General features: G+C 69.7%; 19 protein-coding genes and 3 pseudogenes. 8 read left to right on the top strand and 14 right to left on the bottom strand.

The annotated features are described in order from the left end of the window. Window position 1: 1 nt before the first annotated feature. From OVA15_RS01140 to OVA15_RS01125, 4 genes are all read right to left on the bottom strand, one after another. Window positions 2-655, bottom strand: coding sequence for a class I SAM-dependent methyltransferase (locus tag OVA15_RS01140; protein ID WP_268142539.1), 654 nt, complete (start codon window positions 653-655; stop codon window positions 2-4). Between the two features lie 115 nt (window positions 656-770). Next, window positions 771-1,460 (bottom strand): multicopper oxidase domain-containing protein, encoded by a 690-nt coding sequence (locus tag OVA15_RS01135; RefSeq protein WP_268142537.1) that lies wholly within the window; start codon window positions 1,458-1,460, stop codon window positions 771-773. A gap of 68 nt (window positions 1,461-1,528) precedes the next feature. Beyond that, window positions 1,529-2,323 (bottom strand): multicopper oxidase family protein, encoded by a 795-nt coding sequence (locus OVA15_RS01130; RefSeq protein ID WP_268145555.1) that lies wholly within the window; start codon window positions 2,321-2,323, stop codon window positions 1,529-1,531. 69 nt (window positions 2,324-2,392) lie between these two features. Then, window positions 2,393-2,749, bottom strand: a complete 357-nt coding sequence (locus OVA15_RS01125) for a multicopper oxidase domain-containing protein (protein WP_268142535.1) — start codon at window positions 2,747-2,749, stop codon at window positions 2,393-2,395. A 351-nt stretch (window positions 2,750-3,100) separates the two neighbouring features. Here OVA15_RS01125 and OVA15_RS01120 point away from each other — a divergent pair. After that, window positions 3,101-3,322: pseudogene (locus OVA15_RS01120) on the top strand (arginase family protein); the annotation flags it as partial. Here the strand turns inward: OVA15_RS01120 and OVA15_RS01115 are convergent. Continuing rightward, window positions 3,297-3,878, bottom strand: coding sequence for a PH domain-containing protein (locus OVA15_RS01115; RefSeq protein WP_268142533.1), 582 nt, complete (start codon window positions 3,876-3,878; stop codon window positions 3,297-3,299). The pseudogene OVA15_RS01120 and the gene OVA15_RS01115 overlap by 26 nt on opposite strands. 60 nt (window positions 3,879-3,938) lie before the next feature. Between OVA15_RS01115 and OVA15_RS01110 the strand changes: the two genes are divergently transcribed. Beyond that, window positions 3,939-4,538 (top strand): hypothetical protein, encoded by a 600-nt coding sequence (locus OVA15_RS01110; protein WP_268142531.1) that lies wholly within the window; start codon window positions 3,939-3,941, stop codon window positions 4,536-4,538. 4 nt (window positions 4,539-4,542) lie between these two features. On the opposite strand, the gene OVA15_RS01105 is transcribed toward OVA15_RS01110, so the two are convergent. Both OVA15_RS01105 and OVA15_RS01100 read right to left on the bottom strand, forming a co-directional pair. Then, window positions 4,543-5,112, bottom strand: coding sequence for an arylamine N-acetyltransferase (locus OVA15_RS01105; protein WP_268145553.1), 570 nt, complete (start codon window positions 5,110-5,112; stop codon window positions 4,543-4,545). Then, window positions 5,085-5,396: pseudogene (locus OVA15_RS01100) on the bottom strand (arylamine N-acetyltransferase); the annotation flags it as partial. The gene OVA15_RS01105 and the pseudogene OVA15_RS01100, both read right to left, overlap by 28 nt. Before the next feature lie 128 nt (window positions 5,397-5,524). Here OVA15_RS01100 and brnQ point away from each other — a divergent pair. Next, complete coding sequence (brnQ, locus tag OVA15_RS01095) at window positions 5,525-6,961, top strand: branched-chain amino acid transport system II carrier protein (RefSeq protein WP_268142529.1); 1,437 nt, start codon at window positions 5,525-5,527, stop codon at window positions 6,959-6,961. A gap of 1 nt (window position 6,962) precedes the next feature. On the opposite strand, the pseudogene OVA15_RS01090 reads toward brnQ, so the two are convergent. Together OVA15_RS01090 and OVA15_RS01085 are read right to left on the bottom strand one after the other, a co-directional pair. Next, window positions 6,963-7,494: pseudogene (locus OVA15_RS01090) on the bottom strand (O-acetyl-ADP-ribose deacetylase). A gap of 35 nt (window positions 7,495-7,529) precedes the next feature. Further along, window positions 7,530-8,327, bottom strand: coding sequence for an alpha/beta fold hydrolase (locus tag OVA15_RS01085; RefSeq protein WP_268142528.1), 798 nt, complete (start codon window positions 8,325-8,327; stop codon window positions 7,530-7,532). A 100-nt stretch (window positions 8,328-8,427) separates the two neighbouring features. On the opposite strand from OVA15_RS01085, the gene OVA15_RS01080 reads away from it, so the two are divergent. Next, entirely contained in the window at window positions 8,428-9,738 is a 1,311-nt protein-coding gene (locus OVA15_RS01080; protein WP_268142526.1) for an Nramp family divalent metal transporter, read from the top strand. A 46-nt stretch (window positions 9,739-9,784) separates the two neighbouring features. Here the strand turns inward: OVA15_RS01080 and OVA15_RS01075 are convergent, their stop codons facing one another. Further along, a complete protein-coding gene (locus OVA15_RS01075; RefSeq protein WP_268142524.1) occupies window positions 9,785-10,366 on the bottom strand; it encodes a mismatch-specific DNA-glycosylase in 582 nt (193 codons plus the stop codon). Window positions 10,367-10,566: 200 nt separating this feature from the next. Between OVA15_RS01075 and OVA15_RS01070 the strand changes: the two genes are divergently transcribed. Together OVA15_RS01070 and OVA15_RS01065 are read left to right on the top strand one after the other, a co-directional pair. After that, the gene (locus OVA15_RS01070; protein ID WP_268142522.1) at window positions 10,567-11,022 is read left to right on the top strand and encodes a hypothetical protein; all 456 of its coding nucleotides are present in this window, start codon (window positions 10,567-10,569) and stop codon (window positions 11,020-11,022) included. A 116-nt stretch (window positions 11,023-11,138) separates the two neighbouring features. Beyond that, window positions 11,139-11,522 (top strand): hypothetical protein, encoded by a 384-nt coding sequence (locus OVA15_RS01065; RefSeq protein WP_137801924.1) that lies wholly within the window; start codon window positions 11,139-11,141, stop codon window positions 11,520-11,522. A 43-nt stretch (window positions 11,523-11,565) separates the two neighbouring features. Here the strand turns inward: OVA15_RS01065 and OVA15_RS01060 are convergent, their stop codons facing one another. Beyond that, window positions 11,566-12,537 carry a GlxA family transcriptional regulator gene (locus OVA15_RS01060; protein ID WP_006214968.1) on the bottom strand — a complete coding sequence of 324 codons (972 nt, stop codon included), beginning with the start codon at window positions 12,535-12,537 and terminating at the stop codon, window positions 11,566-11,568. A gap of 102 nt (window positions 12,538-12,639) precedes the next feature. Here OVA15_RS01060 and OVA15_RS01055 point away from each other — a divergent pair, with 102 nt between their 5' ends. Continuing rightward, a complete protein-coding gene (locus tag OVA15_RS01055; protein WP_268142517.1) occupies window positions 12,640-13,278 on the top strand; it encodes an HD domain-containing protein in 639 nt (212 codons plus the stop codon). A 105-nt stretch (window positions 13,279-13,383) separates the two neighbouring features. On the opposite strand, the gene OVA15_RS01050 is transcribed toward OVA15_RS01055, so the two are convergent. Both OVA15_RS01050 and OVA15_RS01045 read right to left on the bottom strand, forming a co-directional pair. Next, window positions 13,384-14,634: a DUF3500 domain-containing protein gene (locus OVA15_RS01050; protein ID WP_268142515.1), complete on the bottom strand. Its 1,251-nt coding sequence runs from the start codon at window positions 14,632-14,634 to the stop codon at window positions 13,384-13,386. Window positions 14,635-14,703: 69 nt separating this feature from the next. After that, complete coding sequence (locus tag OVA15_RS01045; protein ID WP_268145551.1) at window positions 14,704-15,621, bottom strand: Dyp-type peroxidase; 918 nt, start codon at window positions 15,619-15,621, stop codon at window positions 14,704-14,706. Window positions 15,622-15,648: 27 nt separating this feature from the next. On the opposite strand from OVA15_RS01045, the gene OVA15_RS01040 reads away from it, so the two are divergent. Next, window positions 15,649-16,437, top strand: coding sequence for an enoyl-CoA hydratase (locus tag OVA15_RS01040; RefSeq protein ID WP_268142513.1), 789 nt, complete (start codon window positions 15,649-15,651; stop codon window positions 16,435-16,437). Between the two features lie 101 nt (window positions 16,438-16,538). Here the strand turns inward: OVA15_RS01040 and OVA15_RS01035 are convergent, their stop codons facing one another. After that, window positions 16,539-17,051, bottom strand: a complete 513-nt coding sequence (locus OVA15_RS01035; protein ID WP_024290965.1) for a ferritin — start codon at window positions 17,049-17,051, stop codon at window positions 16,539-16,541. Between the last annotated feature and the right edge of the window lie 160 nt (window positions 17,052-17,211).

Genomic DNA, 17,211 nt, shown 5'->3' with positions numbered 1-17,211 from the left:
GTCAGTCCGCCGAGCGCACCGCCTTCAGGATCTCGTCGTGCGTGTGGCCGCCGCCGGCGCCGCCCTCCACATGGCGGGGACGACGCTCGCGGACGGCGATCTCCCAGCGCGAGGAGCGCTGCAGCGCAGCCTCCAGATCGTCGATCGAGAGGTAGTCCTCCGGATCGAAGCCGCGAGCCCGGGCTTCCTCGGGGTCGATGTCCGCGTGGCCGACGAACAGCAGCGTGCCTCCCGGGGCGACTGCGCCGAGCAGCGCGATGAGGTTCACGCCCTCAGGCTGCGACGGCAGGGCCGGGTAGAACACCGAGACGAGGTCGAAGCCATCCTCGGGCAGCTCGACGTCGTCGAGCCCGGAGTGGATCCACTCGGCCCGCACACCGGCGGCCTCCGCCGCGGCGCGGGCGTGCTCGAGGGCCACCCCGGAGATGTCCAGGCCGGTGACCTGCCACCCCTGTTGGGCGAGCCAGACGGTGTCGGCGCCCTCTCCGCAGCCGACGTCGAGCGCGGTGCCGGGCTCGAGGCCTGCGACCTCGGCCCTGAGCGCCTGGTTCGGCTGGCCGCTCCAGCGACGCTCGGCGGGCGAGTAGATCGCATCCCATGCCTCGGCGGTGTTCCCGCGGCGCAGCAGCTCGAGGTCCTCTCCCGCCGTGGTCATGGTCGTGGGAGTGGCTGTGCGGCTGCGGGGTGCTCATCGAATCGCTCATGACCACGATTATGAACCGCGACGGGTGCGGGCCGGACCGCGGGGCCGCCCGCACCCGTCGCCGCGCTCAGTGCGGGTGGTGCCCGCCGTCGTGCCCGGACGATCCGTGACCGGCGTGGAAGGTCATGATGTCCCGCGGCAGGACCGTGAAGGGGCGCATCATCGTGTGATCCTCGTGATCCAGGATGTGGCAGTGGTACATGAAGCTGCCCGAGGCCCCCTCGAAGTGCCCGGCCACGCTGTACCATTCGCCGGCGTTCATGGTCCACGTGTCCTTGGGCGCGCGCACCAGGTCGTCGAACTCCTCCGGCGGCACTGGCCTGCCCACCAGCGGGGCCGTGGTGCGGGCCCGCACCGGATCCCACGAGGCCGGGTCGATCCGGCGGCGTCCGATGGCCTGGAAGTCGGCCATGTGGATGTGCATCGGATGCGCCGGTCCGCCCAGGTGCAGGAAGTGCCACGCGGCCCAGTCCCCGCGGTTCAGCCGGATCGTCGTGGCGTCGTCGAAGAGCTTGGCCACCGGGCGCAGCGAGCGGACCGCTCCGCCGTGCTCCACGACCTGGATGAGCTCGCGCTCCGGCAGAGTCTCGCCCGCCGGGATCTCCGCCAGCTCCCACATCTCCGGGTGCACCCCGCCGGCCGGTCCTGGCGGGATGATCCCGACCCAGAGGTGCTCGTGGTGCTCCACGATCTCGTGGCCGGCTCGCAGACGCCCTCCCTCCAGGTGCTCATACCTTCGGAACGAGCGGTCGAGCACCGCCGGCGGCTCCCACGTCTCGCACCGCGCCCCGGCGCCGGCCCACGCGCAGCTGCAGGATCGACGCCTCAGCGTCGCCAGGCACGGCGTGCAGCACGCCGTCCTCGTTGCGCAGCTCGACGGGCGTCTCGTCGAGCCCGCGCAGGTCCACGAGCACGTCCAGCCGCTCGCCGGGCCCGAGCACGACCGTGTCGCCGAAAGGCCGGTGAGGGGCCGGCAGCAGTCCGGCATCCCGCACCGATCACGACCAGGCGCCCGCTCAGCCGCGAGGCGGCCTTGCGCGCCGCCCGCACCTGCGCATCGCCCGAGGCCCACTGGGCATCCCGGGAGCCTTCCGTCCTCGCCGGATCGCGGCGCGGGTCGTGCAGCGCGAGCCGCAGGACCCGGGAGTTCGAGGCATTGAGCAGCCGCAGCCGATGCCAGCGCGGCTCGACGTCGACGAAGGGCCAGATCCTCCCGTTGACCAGGCTGTACGGCCCGACGATCGGGACCTCCCCGGGCTGCCCGCCGGGCGTGAAGGTGAATCCCGCCTGCTTGTAGAGCATCCGTCCGGTGAGGCCCCCTGGCCCACGGCCCGCAGGAGACGTCTCGAGATTGCGGTCCCCGATCATCAGCGGGATCTCGCGCTCCCCGTCGGGAAGCCCCAGGGAGCGCTCGTTCCTGTCGCGGATCAGCCAGAACCCGGCCAGTCCCGCGTACACGTTGAAGCGAGTCACGGCCATGGCATGGTCGTGGTACCACATGGTCCGGGCGCTCTGCCGGTTCGGATAGCGGGTGCGGGCGGTATCGCCCAGGGCCAGGACGTTGTGCGCCCAACCGTCGTCGTGGCCGTTGGTCAGCGCGCCGTGGACATGGACGGAGATCCAGCCGCGCAGCTGCTCGGTGCCGGGCAGGGCAGGAAAGGCCCTCGGTCCGCTGCCGCGCGATGCCGACTAGCCGCCGGGGCTCACGGCTTCGGTGCGGTCGCCGTTGAACGGGAGCCCAGGTTCCGGCCGCTGCGGGACGCGCACGACGTCGTAGGGCAGCGCAGCCGGGGCGCCCTTGCGGTCGCCCAGGCTGTTGACCCAGTCGATCTCGAGGGCCTGGTCGCGCTCGACCTCGATCGTGGGCCCCGGGCAGGAGCCCTCCCATCCCCAGATCTCGGTCTCCGGCAGCTCGGCATGCAGCCTGGTCCGCACCACGTCCGCGCGGATCTCCAGACCGCGCCCCGACGGACGCCGCGAGGCCCGCAGCACCGGCGGGATCGGGAGCCGGTCGACGAACTTCTTCAGGATCAGGTTCGACGGCACGGGGCCGCCGGCCCGGGACGGCGCCGGCCGGGCGGTCTCGGGGCGGACGGCCTCCGGGAGAGCAGCCTCCGGAGCAGGCGCTGCGGGCCCGGCTCCACGTCCTCAGGGGCGGAGCCGAGCCGGTGGCGGCCAGGAACGCGTACTCGAGGGTGCCCGGCTCGGGCAGAGTCGCGGCAGGATCAGGAGCTGGTGCGGAGGAGTCGGCGGCGGGGCGGTCGGCAGAGGCGGATCGATCGGACATGGCAGTGTCCCTTCGGCGAGGTGAGCGGCGTGCGCTTCTCACCCTTCTCCATGATTCATGATCGCACAATATTATCGACTGCAATGTTGTGCGATCGGAACCTTCGGAGGGTGCTCCCGGCCTCGGCGGCTCCCGGAGTCAGTGCCCCGGCCGGGCTCGGCGTGCCCGCGCATGTGATCCTGGCGGCCTGCCAGGCGGCAGCGGCATCCGGCAAGCTGCGCCACGCGGACGTGGTCGAGCTGAATCCTGCCTTCGACGTGGACTCCCGCACGGCGCGCACCGCCGCGCGGCTGATCCACACGATCCTCAGCGAGGCAGCGCGGACCCGGTGAGAGCGCTGGCGGCGAGCTCGCGGTCGAACTCACCGGCCAGGTACCGCTGGTGGATCTCCGCGGCCACGTGGAACGGACGGGCTGGGGCATGCCAGTCGTGGAAGTCGATCACGATCGGCTCCCCGCGGTGCATGGTCATTCGCGTGGAAGTGCCGTTCGAGCGCAGCCGTCGACCGTCGCGCAGGACCACTACCACGGCGCCTGACCAGTAGAAGCTCCTGTCGACCTCGAGATGATCCACCGCCGGCCAGGGAATCTGGCGAGTGCGCCCCATCCTGCGCACGACCAGGCCACGCGAGGTGACGGTGAAGCGCCACAGCTGCGACATCCACAGCAGCGTGCACAGCCCCGCTGTCGGCAGCACCATCACAGCGACCAGGACGATGCCCGTTCGCCAGCTCCCGTTGGCCAGCACGATGGTCGGCACGATGCCCGCCAGTACGAGGAGCATGCCGATGCACAGCGCCGCGAGCACCCGGAACAGGACATGGCAGCGCGCGGAGTAGAACACGAAGCCCCCGTCGACGCTGCCTTGGTCCCTCTGTGCGGATGCCATAGTCCGAGTTTACCTCAGCAAATTCCACCCTGCCATGCGTGCGATGCCTACGCTGGCCCCATGCACAGCACGGAGCAGCTCGCGATCCTCGAGGAGGACGGGCTGCTGATCATCCCCTCGAACCCGCGCCGCACCGCCCTGAGGCTTCTGGGCGGTCTGATGGTCTCGGCCGTCGGGGCGCTGCTGTGCGCGCTGGCCGGGCGCGGGCTGGAGTCCGTCGCACAGATCTTCCTGCGCCCCGGACTGTGGCTCGGTGCCGTGCTCGTGGTCCTCGGGTGCCACGCGGTGCGACGCGCTCTGGGCATCCGCCGCTGCGGCCTCCAGCTGATCCTCACGGACGAGTCCCTGGTGCTCGAGCACAGGCCGGAAGGCACCTGGTCCACTCTGCACCGGCTGCGCTGGGACGAGATCATCGCCTTCGCCCCGGCCCACGGGTCGCTGCCCGGGGCGGCCGGGCACGTTCTCTACACGCCGCGCCCGGCAGCGGCCCGACGGATCGACGAGCAGCGCGCCGCCCTGGACGATCCGGCGCACCGCCCGAGCTGGGCCGAGCGCGCCACGCGGATCGAGTCGGGCCGCGGAGCCATCCCCGCGCAGATCGGCGACGGACCGACGCAGCTGCTGGAGACCCTGCGCGCCGCCCACCGCCGGTTCGGCTGAGAACTCAGCCCGAGAGCTCGGCGGCCTCCCGCCGACGCCGCAGCCCGACCAGCACGTCATGAAGCGCCTCCCGCTCGGAGGAGTCCAGCTCGATCCCGAGCTCGATGGCGGCGTCGACGGCCTCGCGCGCAGTGATCTCCTGGTGCTGCGTCGGCTTCCCGTCGGCGCGCACCACCCGGGTGGTGTCCGTGATGGAGACGTGGCCCTCATCCGTCCAGCGGTTGGCCATCAGCATCACGGTGAACGGGCCAGGGGCGAGGCCGCCGGAGGTGATCTGGTCCCCGGTGTGCATGTCGACCGGGCGCACGGGCAGCCTGTCGGAGACGTGCTGGAACTCGCCGTCGCGGTGCAGCGCCCAGCCCGTGGACGGCCCCTCCCCCACCAGGCTCAGCTCGAAGAGCCGGCCGCCCTCGTCGCGCTCCGCGCCATCGCGAAGGGGCATGGGGCCGCGGATGCTGAAGCCGAAGCCGGGATCGGCGAACCAGGCGCCGTCGTCGAGCCGGACCTCAAGCGAGGTGTGCGTGCGCGCCCGATCCGGGAGCCCACCCGGCCCAGGTGGCGCGTGACCTCGAATCCCAGGTGCTCGAGGGCCGCGGCCATCAGCTGCCCGTGGGCGAAGCAGTAGCCACCGCGGCGTCGTTCGATCAGCTGCCGCTGCACGGCCGCCGGCGCCGCACCGGGGTAGGTGCCCAGCAGGATGTCGACGTTCGTGAACGGCAGCGTGCGCACGTGCGCCTGGTGCACGGCCTCGAGCAGCTCGAGGCTCGCGGGGCCGGGTTCGATGCCGATCCGCTGCAGATAGGCGGGGATGTCGAAGTCCTCAGTGCGCCACGAGGATCCGGTGAGGTCGGCGGGCATGGTGCTCCTTTACGAGCCGCGCGCCGACGCTCGTCGGCGCGCGTCGGCCCTGAGCCGAGCCTAGGCCAGACGGGGCTCCCCGGTCCGCGCTGGCTCCTCCGACGCCCTCCGGCTGGAATGATGGACGGATGTCCCCTTCGAGCACCCCTTCCTCCCACGCCACCGCACCGCCGCCGGAGAGCACAGAGACCGCATCGAGCGGCCGTCGCTCCGGCGCCGTGCTGGTCGCCTCCCTGATGCTCTTCTCGATGTTCTTCGGCGCCGGGAATCTGATCTTCCCGCCGATGCTCGGCGCTCAGGCGGGCTCCAGCACGACACCGGCCCTGCTCGGCTTCCTGAGCACCGGCGTCCTGCTGCCGGTCCTGGCCATCCTGGCCATCGCCGTCACCGGACGCGATCTGCAGGATCTGGCCAACCGCGGCGGACGGGTCTTCGGCGTCGTGTTCACCGTGCTCGTGTACCTGTCGATCGGCGCGTTCTACGCTCTGCCGCGCACAGGGTCGGTGAGCTACGAGACGGCCGTCGCCCCCTACCTGGGCGAGGAGTCCCTGTGGATCGCCGTGGCGTTCAGCGCCGTGTTCTTCGGGATCTCGCTGCTGCTGGCCTTCGACCCCAGCGGGATCGTGGACCGGCTCGGACGCTTCCTGACCCCGGCGCTGCTGATCCTGCTCGTGGTGCTGATCACGATGGCTGTGCTGCGTCTGAGCGCCCCCGGCCACGGCCCCACCGAGGAGTACGCCTCCGCCCCGTACGTCACGGGCTTCCTGGAGGGCTACAACACCATGGACTCGCTGGCCGGTCTGGCCTTCGGGATCATCGTGGTGGCCAGCCTCCGGGCCAAGGGCGTCTCCGACGGCCCCGCGATCGTGCGCGGAGTCAGCCTGGCCGGCGTGATCGCCGGCGTCCTGCTGGCCGCCGTCTACATCGGCCTGGCGATCGTGGGGCTGCGGATGCCCGAGGGCCAGTCCCACCCCGACGGCGCCTCGCTCCTGGCCGAGGCCGCCGTCCAGGTGCTGGGCGGACCCGGGGCCGTGGTGTTCGGGCTGATCGTCGTGCTGGCCTGCCTGACCACCTCCGTGGGGCTGATCGGGGCCACCTCGGAGTTCTTCCACAAGCTGGTCCCGGCCCTGTCCTACCGGGTGTGGGCGATCCTGTTCACGGTCATCGCGTTCCTGGTCTCCACCGCCGGGCTGGAGACGGTGCTGGCCATCGCCGGACCGATCGTCGGCTTCCTCTACCCGGCAGGCATCACGCTGATCCTGCTCACCCTGATCGAGCCGCTCACGCGCCGGCGCCTGAACCTGACGTTCCGCCTGGCCCTGGCGGTGGCCATTGTGTGGGCCGCGCTCATGACGCTGAGCGATCTGGGTGTGGGCGCCGACCCGATCGAGACGCTGATCGGCTGGACGCCTCTGCACGCGCAGGGCATGGGCTGGGTCGTGCCCACGGTCGTCGCGGCCGTCGTCGGGTTCGTCGTGGACCTGGCCCGCGGGGCCTCCGACCCCGTTCCGGTGGGCGGCGAGTCGCAGGAGGCCGCTCAGGAGCGGGTCGACGCCGCCTCCTGAGTCAGTCCGCCAGGTTCGAGAGCGCGGTGCGGAAGGCCTGCTGCGCGGACTCTCCGAAGGGCACGAAGACGACCTCGTCGATCTGCTGCCCCACCTCCGCCCGCATCGCCTCCGACGTCTCGACGGCGATGCGGGCGGCGTCATCCATGGGCCAGCCGTAGACGCCGGCGGAGATCGCGGGGAACGCCACGGTGCGCGCGCCGATCTCGGCGGCGACGCGCAGGGACTCCCGATAGCAGGAGGCCAGCGTCGCGGACTTGTCGATGGTCTTGGCATAGGTGGGCCCCACGGTGTGGATGACCCAGCGTGCGGGCATCTCCCCCGGCCGTCGTGGCCACGGCCTGGCCCGCCGGGAGGCCGTCCGGCAGCTGCTCGGCGCGCAGCTGCTTGCACTGCTGGAGGATCGACGGGCCGCCGGCGCGGTGGATCGCGCCGTCCACTCCCCCGCCGCCCATCAGGGACGAGTTGGCCGCGTTGACCACCGCGTCCACGTCCATGGTCGTGATGTCACCGGGCTGAATACGAAGCTCCATGACGTCGAGCCTACGCGGGGGCGCTCCCGTTCCGCTCAGTCGATCAGCTCGTGCAGCAGCTGCTCGAACTCCTCCGGCTTCTCCGAGTGCACCCAGTGGCCCGCGCCCTGGACCGTGCGCAGCTCGACGCGCGGGAAGAGCTGGGACATCAGCGGCAGCTTGGCCTCGCTGACGTAGTCCGACTCCGAGCCGGCCACCCACAGCACGGGGCCGTCGAAGCTCTGGTTCGTGACGGGGAAGCCGCCGATCTCCTCCAGGGACTGATACAGCAGATCGAGGTTCGGCTGCCACCCCCAGGCGCCGTCCGAGTAGCGCAGATTCTGCAGCAGGAAGAGGCGCACCGAGTCCTTGGGGATGGCCTCAGCCAGCTTGGCATCGGCGTCGCCGCGGTTCTCCACGTTCGCCAGGTCCAGCTCCCGCAGGCTGCCCAGCAGGTGCGGGAACTCGCCGCCGTCCTCCCAGGAGCGCCCCGGCGAGATGTCCACGACCATGAGCCGCTCGATCAGCTCCGGGTGGCGCAGGGCGATCAGCATGGCGACCTTGCCGCCCATGGAGTGGCCCACGAGCATGATCTTCCGGTCGCCGGCCTTGGCACGCAGGGCCTCTGCGACCGTGTCCGCCATGTCCTCGTAGGAGAACTCGTCCGTCCACCCCGAGGTCCCGTGGTTCGGCAGGTCCACCAGCAGGCTCGTGCACTGGGCCGAGAGGTCCTTGGCGAAGCGCGTGAAGTTCTTGCCGCGCCCCATCAGCCCGTGCAGGAACGCGACGACGACGGGGCCATCGCCCACGGTGGAGATCGTGACGGACTCGGCGGCTTCAGACAGTGCGGACATGGGATCGACGATAGCCGCGGGTGACGACACCCGAACGGTGCACGAGGCGACGGACCCCTAGGGTGAGAAGGCCCTCGACGCCGATGCCCAGGACAGCGCCATGACCATCCCGCCCTCAGCCGCCGCACCGCATGAGCCCCTGCAGGCTCCCCGCACCACCCGAGGGAGGCTGCGCCTGATCGGGCCGGGGATCGTCCTGGCGCTGTCGAGTGTTGGCGCCTCGGACATGATCACCACACTGAACTCGGGCGCCGAGCACGGGCTGGCCCTGATCTGGGTGTTCACGGTCGGCATCCTGCTCAAGTTCGTGCTCTCGGAGGCCGTGGCCCGCGTGCAGATGAGCGGCGACCGCTCGTTGATGTCGCACATGTCCACCGCCGGCGGGCGCTTCTTCCCAGTGGTGTTCCTCGTGGCCGAGCTGCTCGTGGGGCTGTTCTTCGGCGCCAGCGTGGTCTCGGTGTGCGCCATGATCCTGCAGAGCCTCATCCCCGGGCTGCCGTTCTGGCCCACCGCGATCGTCGTGCTGGCCTCGGCCATTTTCATGCTGTGGGTCGGGCGCTACGGGTTCGTCGAGAAGGTCATGATGGGCTTCGGCATCCTGATGTTCTTCGGCATCGTCGCCCTGGCGATCACCACGGCCCAGGGTCAGGAGGCTCAGGAGATCGCCACGCAGACCCTCGTGCCCGTCATGCCCGGCGGGTCCCTGATCACCGTCCTGTCGCTGATCGGCGGCGTGGGCGGAGCCACCGGGATCCTTGCCTACTCGTTCTGGATCCGGGAGAAGGCCTGGCGCGGCGTGCAGTGGAAGGCCACGATCCGCACGGATCTGCTCATCAGCTACGGCGTGGTCTTCGTGTTCGCGGTGGCCATGACGATGGTCGGGGCGTTCCTGCTCTACGGCCAGGGCTTCACCATCTCGGACAACGGCGCCATGTTCGCCATGGCGGACTCACTCGGGGCCTCCCTGGGCTGCTTCGTGCGTCTCGTGTTCCTGCTCAGCTTCCTGGCGGTGGTCTACACGAGCGTGCTCGGCGGCTTCTCGGGCATTGCCTACGTGACCGCCGACTGCCTGCGCGTGCTGCGCCGCTACCCCCATCAGGACGCCCCGGGTCTGGACATGTCCTCCAAGGCGCCCGAGTTCCGCATCGCCCTGATCTACCTGACGATCTGCGCCCTGGCCATCATGGGCACCGGCCGGCCGGTGACGCTCGTGCTCATCTACGCGGCGATCAGCGCCTTCATCCTGCCGGTGCTGGCCATCGCCCTTCTGGTGCTGCTGAACCGCCGTGGGATCCACGAGACGCTGCGCAATCGCGCACCGGCCAACGTCCTGCTCTCGGTGTGCTTCCTGCTCTTCGGCTTCCTGGCCGCCATGCAGGTCGTGGAGTCCGTCGGCGGACTGCTGGCCTGAGCGCCCCGCTCGGCCCGGTGACTTGCGCCGGACAGCGCCCGTATCGTCAGTCGTCCGCGGGCTCCAGGTCGATTCCCGCAGCCCTGGCGATCTCGCCGTAGGCCCTTGCCAGATCCTCCAACGACGAATGGGCGTTCAGCCCGCTCGGATTGGGCGCGACGAACAGCCGCGTCCCTTCCCAGGGGCTGTCCTGCTCACCTGTGGCCGCCTTGGGCTGCCCGAAGGCGACTCGGAAGGCGGTGATCCCGACGACGGCCACGACGGCCGGGCGGTACCCTGCGACGGTCGCGGCCAACCGGTCCTGCCCTGTGCGCAGCTGCTCGCGGGTCAGCTCATCGGCGCGAGCCGTGGCCAGCGGCCAGAGGTTCGTGATGCCGATCCCGCGCGAGGTCAGCTCCGCCAGGTCGTCGTCGCTGAATCCGTCGGACGCTTCGATGAGGTGCCGGGTGATCCCCGCGCGATGCAGCGCCGGATAGAAGCGATTGCCCGGGCCGCTGAAGTGCGCGCCGGTGGCCGCGGAGCGCAGGCTCGGATTGATGCCCACGAACAGCAGCCGCAGCGGATCCGGCAGCAGGTCCGGGACCTCGCGCCCGTACTGCTGCTTCAGCTGCTCTCGCGTGAATCCCATGAGCCCAGGCTATGCGTCATGAAGACCGCAAATTATGCTCCTGCAAGCACCTGATTGTTATCGGAAGGTGATCGGATTCCCAGGCTGAGGGCCCGAACATTCAGGTTCATCTCCTTAGGGTGTGCACTTCCCGGCGGTCCCGAGGAGCGGTCCCGAGGATGAGAGAGAAGGGACCGCCTCATCGCACGGAGGTGTGAATCATGCGCACGAGCATCCGACGAATCCTGGCGCTCCCCATGCTGGCCACCGCTGCCGTGGCCGGTTCGGCCGTGGCCGCCCATGCTGCTCCGGCTCAGGAGCCCGCTCCGGCTGTCGAGCAGACGGGCACCGGAGTCATCACCGCTGACGGCCAGCCGACCACCAACGGCGACTACCGCCAGGATCTGGCTGCGGTCGTGACCTTCCCGCAGGCCGATCCGACCGTGCAGGACTACGTCCAGATCACCTTCCACGGGGTGCCCACGGGTCCGCTGGTGCCGCTGGATGAGAACGGCCAGGCCGAGGTGCCGCTGTACATGTCTCCGGGCTCGTACTTCGTGGGTGCGAACTTCGTGGAGGACGGCCAGGAGGTCACCGACTCCGTCCAGCTGCCCGGCTTCACCGCCACGGCTCCGCTGCCCGGTGAGGAGGACGCACCCGTCGTGCCAGTGCAGTGATCGGCTGACGTCCTCAGCGCACGAGACCCGCGCCGTCCCCCTCAGGGCGGTGCGGGTCTCGTCGTCTCCGGCCCTGGGCCGCGCATCCGGCCGAGCCCTCCCCTACCCTGCTGTCCATGACTGCTCCTCCGAATCCGCCGCAGCCGCTGCTGAGGCTCAGTGCCAACCACCTGCGCCCTGCCGATGAGACCGATGGCCTCGGCAAGGTGCTGGCCTGGAACCCGGTCCAGCTGATCACCGGCGGATTCGGGTACCTGGCCGACGGAGGCCACCTGCTGATCTGGCCGAACGGCGTGAGCTTCGAACCGCACTCCATGAACCTTCCCGGCGGGCAGTGGTGGGCTCCCGCTGAGACGATCCGCGTCGTGCGCACCTTCTCCCAGCAGGCGCTCAAGGGCCTGGAGATCGAGCTGCAGGACGGCGCCACCCGCAGGTTCGTCGTCGGCGACCGCGAGAACGTCCTGGAGACGCTGCGAGCGCTGGGCCTACCGACCGGCTGAAGCAGGCGGCGCCGGGGACCAGCCGCCCCTGCTCATCCCATGCCTAGGGGCCCGTGCTGGTGAAGCGCTCGCGGAAGCCGCTCGGCGTCACCCCGAGCTGCCGCAGGAAGGCGCGGCGCATCGTCTCGTCCGACCCGAATCCAGCTCGTCTGGCCACTGACGTCAGCGGCATGTCGCTGTGGATGATCTCGCGGGCGGCGTCGACCCGCGCGGCCTCGAGCCACTGCATGGGCGACAAGCCTGTCTGCGCCCTCACCAGCCGGTGCAGCTGCCGAGAGCTCACCCCCAGGCGCTCGGCCATGGACGCCACGGAGTGACTGCGCTCCGGATGCTCGAGCACCTCGCCCATCACCGTCTGGAGCCCCGCATCGCCCACGGTCGCCTGTCGCAGGGCGGAGGAGAACTGCGCCTGTCCGCCCGAGCGCTGCATGAACACCACGAGCTCGCGGGCGGCCTCACGCGCCGCAGCCGCCCCCAGATCCTCCTCGACCAGAGCCAGGGTGAGGTCCAGTCCCGCGGAGATGCCCGCCGAGGTCGCGATGCGTCCATCACGCACGTGGATGACGTCGGGCTGGACGTCGAGCAGGGGGAACCGGTCCGCCAGCGCCTGCGCATGGCGCCAATGAGTGGTCACGCGGCGTCCGTCGAGCAGTCCGAGCCGGGCCAGCACGAACGCTCCCGTGCAGACCGACGCTACCCGGCGCGCGTTCTGGGCCAGGTCCCCCGCCAGCTGCAGCAGCTCGTCCTCGATCGGCTCGGCGACCAGCCGGTCCCCGCCGACGACGATCACCGTGTCCGCAGCGCCTTCTGCGCTGGGCGACTCCGTGAGGACCTCGAGCCCCGCCGACGAGCGCACCCGGCCGCCGGCGGCGGAGACCAGACGCGTGCAGTACAGCTCCCCGGACGGATCGGCGACGCGCAGGACCTCGAGCGGGCCGGTGGCATCCAGCAGGGTCATGCCGTCGAACACCACGATGTCCACGCGGCGCATCGGAGGCGCACCGTCGGCGGTCATGTCCGATTCCGAGGGGATGCAGGCTGATGGAACATGGCCCGATCCTATGCGGCGGACCAGGGTGAATATCAGCATCTTCACCGTACCGAAAGGATGGATCCCATGGCCGAGATCATCGCCGGCATCACCATTCCCGACAGCGCCGTCGCCCGGGAGGCCACTGAGCTGGTCCGCGACGTCGAGTCCGATCTGCTGTATCACCACAGCCGTCGCGTGTTCGTCTTCGGCTCCCTGCGCGGGCACGCCCTGGGCCGCGGATTCGACGACGAGCTGCTCTACATCTCCGCGATGTTCCACGATCTCGGGCTGACCGAGAAGTACCGCTCCGACGACCTGCGCTTCGAGATCGACGCCGCGAACGTCGTGCGGGACTTCCTCACCGGCCACGGCTACAGCCAGCACGACGCCGAGGAGGCCTGGGCCTCGATCGCGCTGCACACGACCCCCATGGTCCCGCTGCACATGTCCCCGCTCGTCGAGCTGGTGACCCGCGGCGTGGAGCTCGACGTGATGGGCGTGGACTACCACGAGCTGACCGATGCCCAGCGCGAGGAGATCACCTCCGTGCACCCCCGCCCGCGCTTCAAGGAGGGCATCATCGAGTCCTTCGCGCAGGGCTTGTTCCACCGTCCGCAGACCACGTTCGGCAACGTGAAGGCCGATGTCTTGGCCGATCAGATGCCGGGCTTCGAGCGCGGCAACTTCGTCGACGAGATCCGCGGCTCCGACTGGCCCGAGTGATCGCTCGCTTCACCTGAACCGCATGACGACGGATCCCCGGCGCAGCAACGCGCCGGGGATCCGTCGTCGTAGGTCACCGTCGGCCGACTGAGCCGGTCGGGATGCTCACTCCGTGGAGTCGGCGCTCGAGGAGTCCTCGGTGAGCCCGGCGTAGTCCGTCTCGGAATCTCGCCACACCGAATGGATGTGCGGCTCGGAGGTCGCCACGCCGTTCTGCATGGCCAGCTCGATCCACACGCTGGGCCCGTCGATGCGGATGTAGTCGCCGGCGGTGGAGAAGTCCGTGCTCCCGGAGAACAGGACGTAGGTGTCCTCGAGCTCGGACTCGTACGTGGCCATGTACTCGGCCGCCTCGTCCTCGGGCAGGTCATCGACGTAGGTCTCGATCGCCGCCAGCACGAGCTCCTGCTGCTCCCCCGACAGATCCGAGACCTTCACGCCCTCCTCCTCGGGGAACTCGCCGTCCTGGCCCGGGCCCAGCAGCAGGTCGGACTGATCGGTGGCGGCCTCGGCCAACTGCTCCTCGGTCAGGGACTCCGCCAGCGCGGAGAGCGCGTCCGTCTCCTGGGACAGCGGGTCATAAGTCTCGCCGTCGAACGTGAACTCTCCCGTGGGCTCCGTGCCGCGGAAGGACGGGGTCGCACTGACCAGCTCACCGTCCGTGTAGGTGTTGGACACCGCCAGGTGGTGCCCGCCGAACTGCAGCTCCCAGGTGCCGCTGTCGGTGACCTCGCCGAGAAAGGCGATGTAGTAGTTCTCCGAGCCGTAGTCCGTGCCGCCGTAGTTCTCGGCCAGGTAGTCGTCGGCGGCCAGGATGGCCATGACCTCGTCGTAGCCCTCGTTGTCCTCCCCGCCCAGCGCGGCGGCCATCAGCTCCTCGAGAGCCGCTCGCTGCTCGTCGTCCAGGGTCGAGATCTGCAGACCCACACGCCCCGACGACGAACTCGTCCCTCCGGGACCGCCGCCCATGCCGTTCTGGAGCAGCTCCTGCGGGAAGTTCGACCAGTTGGTCGCATTCTCGTAGCTGTAGTCCTGGTTCAGCTCGGCCAGCTGATCGTCATCCAGGGTGTCGGCGAAGGCCTGAGCCAGGGCCTGGACCTCGGCGGAGCTGTCGAGAGACGACTCCGTCGTGGAGGTGTTCGCGCTGGTCTCCACCGAGGTCGAGACGCTGGTCGCAGCGCTGTCGGAGGACGTGTCCGAGGCCTGGCCGACGGTGCCGCAGGCGGTCGTGGCCAGCAGGGCGGCGACGCCGATCCCGGCGGCTCCCACCCTCAGGCGGCTCCAGCGAGAGGCGGGCCTGTTGGAGTGGTCGGCGGTGGTGATGGTATGGGCTGCGCTGTTGTCGGTGCTGTTCATGACCCCGAGTCTGGGCGCGCTCGCTATGCCGGGGACCACCCGAAGCTGTGCCGGGGCTGTGACTGCGGATCAGCGAGCGGCGGCTGGCTGATCGTCGTCCAGGAATGCATCGGTGGGCACGATAAACAGCGAGCCGGTGGTGGCCGTGGAGAAGTCCAGGACGCGGTCCGTGGTGCCCTCAGGCTCGCCCACGAACATGCTGCGCAGCATCCGTTCGATGATCGCCGGGTCCTTGGTGTCGCCGATGAAGTACGCGCCGGATTCGGCGGTGCCGATCGTGCCGAACGGGCGGTTGTCGCGCACGAACTTGAGATCGCGGCCGTCGTCGTCCGGGGTCGAGTTCAGGTGCACGTGGGAGTCCTGGGGCTTGCGCTCCTCGGGCAGCTCGCTGTTCTCGGCCTTGGTGCGCCCGATCGCATCGTCCTGCTGCTCGACGCTCAGCGCGTTCCACGCCTGCATGTCGCGGAGGTACTTCTGCACGATCACGTAGCTGGCCCCGGCGTAATCCGGGTCCTCGGCGGAGTCGATGCTCACCCAGTCCTGGCCCGTCTGCCCCTCCGGGTTCTCGGAGCCGTCGACGTAGCCGAGCAGATCGCGCTGGTCGAAGAACTTGTAGCCGTGGGTCTCGTCGACCACCTCGGCGTGACCGCGCAGCCGGTCCATCATCATGCTCGCGAGCTCGAAGCACACGTCCATGTTCTTCGCCCGCAGATGCAGGAGCAGATCGCCCGGCGTGGACGGCGCCCGGTGGCGCGCGCCCTGGATCTCCTGGAACGGATGCAGGCCCTTGGTGCAGGGAAGATCCCAGAGCCGATCCCACAACCGGGCGCCGATGCCGGCCACGGCTTGCAGGCTGTCGTCGGGACAACGGAAGGAGACCGAGCGGGGCGACGATCTGCTGCAGCGGCATGGGGGCCACCGTGGGGTCTGCGCCGGGTCTGAGGACAACCTATCGCGGGGTGCTCGCGTGTAAACCGGCCCACGCACAGACGGCACGACTCGTAGACTCGCCCCATGACCGAGACCGAGCAGACCTACGACACCATCCTCGTGAAGACGAAGGGGCGGGTCGGAATCATCACCCTGAACCGCCCCAAGGCCCTGAACGCGCTGAACTCGCAGGTGCTGTCCGATGTCCTGCACGCCGCCCGAGCCTTCGATGCCGACCACGGGATCGGCGCGATCCTGCTGACCGGCTCGGACAAGGCCTTCGCCGCAGGAGCCGACATCAAGGAGATGGCCGACCGGGGCTTCGCCGAGATGTTCGCCACCGACTGGTTCGCCGGCTGGCAGGGCCTGGCCGAGATCCGCACCCCCACCATCGCCGCCGTGAGCGGCTACGCCCTGGGCGGGGGCTGCGAGCTAGCCATGCTGTGCGATCTGCTGATCGCCTCCGAGACCGCCAGGTTCGGACAGCCGGAGATCAATCTGGGCGTGCTGCCCGGCATGGGCGGGTCGCAGCGCCTGACGCGGGCGATCGGGCGCCCCAAGGCCATGGACATGGTCCTCACCGGGCGCCAGATGGATGCCCAGGAAGCGGAGCGCGCCGGGCTCGTCTCGCGCGTGATCCCCGCCGACGAGTTCCATGACGAGTCCCTGGAGATCGCGCAGACCATCGCCTCGAAGTCGCTGATCGCGACCATGGCCGCCAAGGAGGCGGTGCACACAGCCCTGGAGACCCCGCTGTCACAGGGGCTGGTCGCCGAGCGGAGGCTGTTCCACGGCCTGTTCGCCACGGAGGACCAGAAGGAGGGCATGGCCGCGTTCATCGAGAAGCGCGACCCGGAGTTCAAGCACCGCTGAGCTGCGGCGCTCGCCCAGCGGTGGGAGAACGACGAAGCCCGCCGTCCCCGACAGGGGCGGCGGGCTCCATCATGCCGCGACCGGCGAAGCGATGCTTCGGATCAGGCCTCGGTGGTCGTGGCCGGGCGGGCACCCAGCTCGGAGTCCATGCGCAGCAGGCCCGAGCCGTCGTCGCCAACGAGGCGGATGCGGCCGATGATCTCGTCGACCGTCGACTCCTCCTCGATCTGCTCCGAGGTGAACCAGTTGAGGATAGGGCGGGAATCGAAGTCGCCGGCCTCATCAGCAGCGCGGTAGAGATTCTGGATGGCCTCCGAGACCTTCTGCTCGTGCTTGAAGGCGGCCTCGAAGAGGTCCAGAGCGGACGGATCGGCGAACTGCGCCGGGGCGCTCAGGCTGCCGATCTGGACGTGGCCATCACGGGCATCGACGTGGTCGATGAACTTGTTGGCGTGGACGATCTCCTCGTCGGCCTGGTGGCGGAACCACGCGGCCATGCCCACGAGGTCCATGCGCTCGGCCTCGACGGCCAGCTGGCGGTAGACCAGCGAGGCCTCGAACTCGAGGGTGATCTGATCGTTGAACTTGGCTTCCATTTCCTGTGAAATCTTCATAATAAGGACTATAGGAGAGGTCGCTTCAGAAAGCCAGAACATGCGCTGTGAAATGCATTGCTGAGCTGAGGCTCAGCTTCGCGTGATGAGCCTCACCTCAATGAGATGAGCCTGACCAAACGCTTCTCTTTCCTACTCAGGAGACGGTCGGGCAGGTCGC

Source organism: Kocuria sp. SL71 (assembly GCF_026672465.1).
Classification (GTDB): domain Bacteria; phylum Actinomycetota; class Actinomycetes; order Actinomycetales; family Micrococcaceae; genus Kocuria; species Kocuria palustris.
The sequence above is the reverse complement of the archived record's forward strand: the minus strand, read 5'-3'. Positions and strand labels throughout refer to the sequence as shown.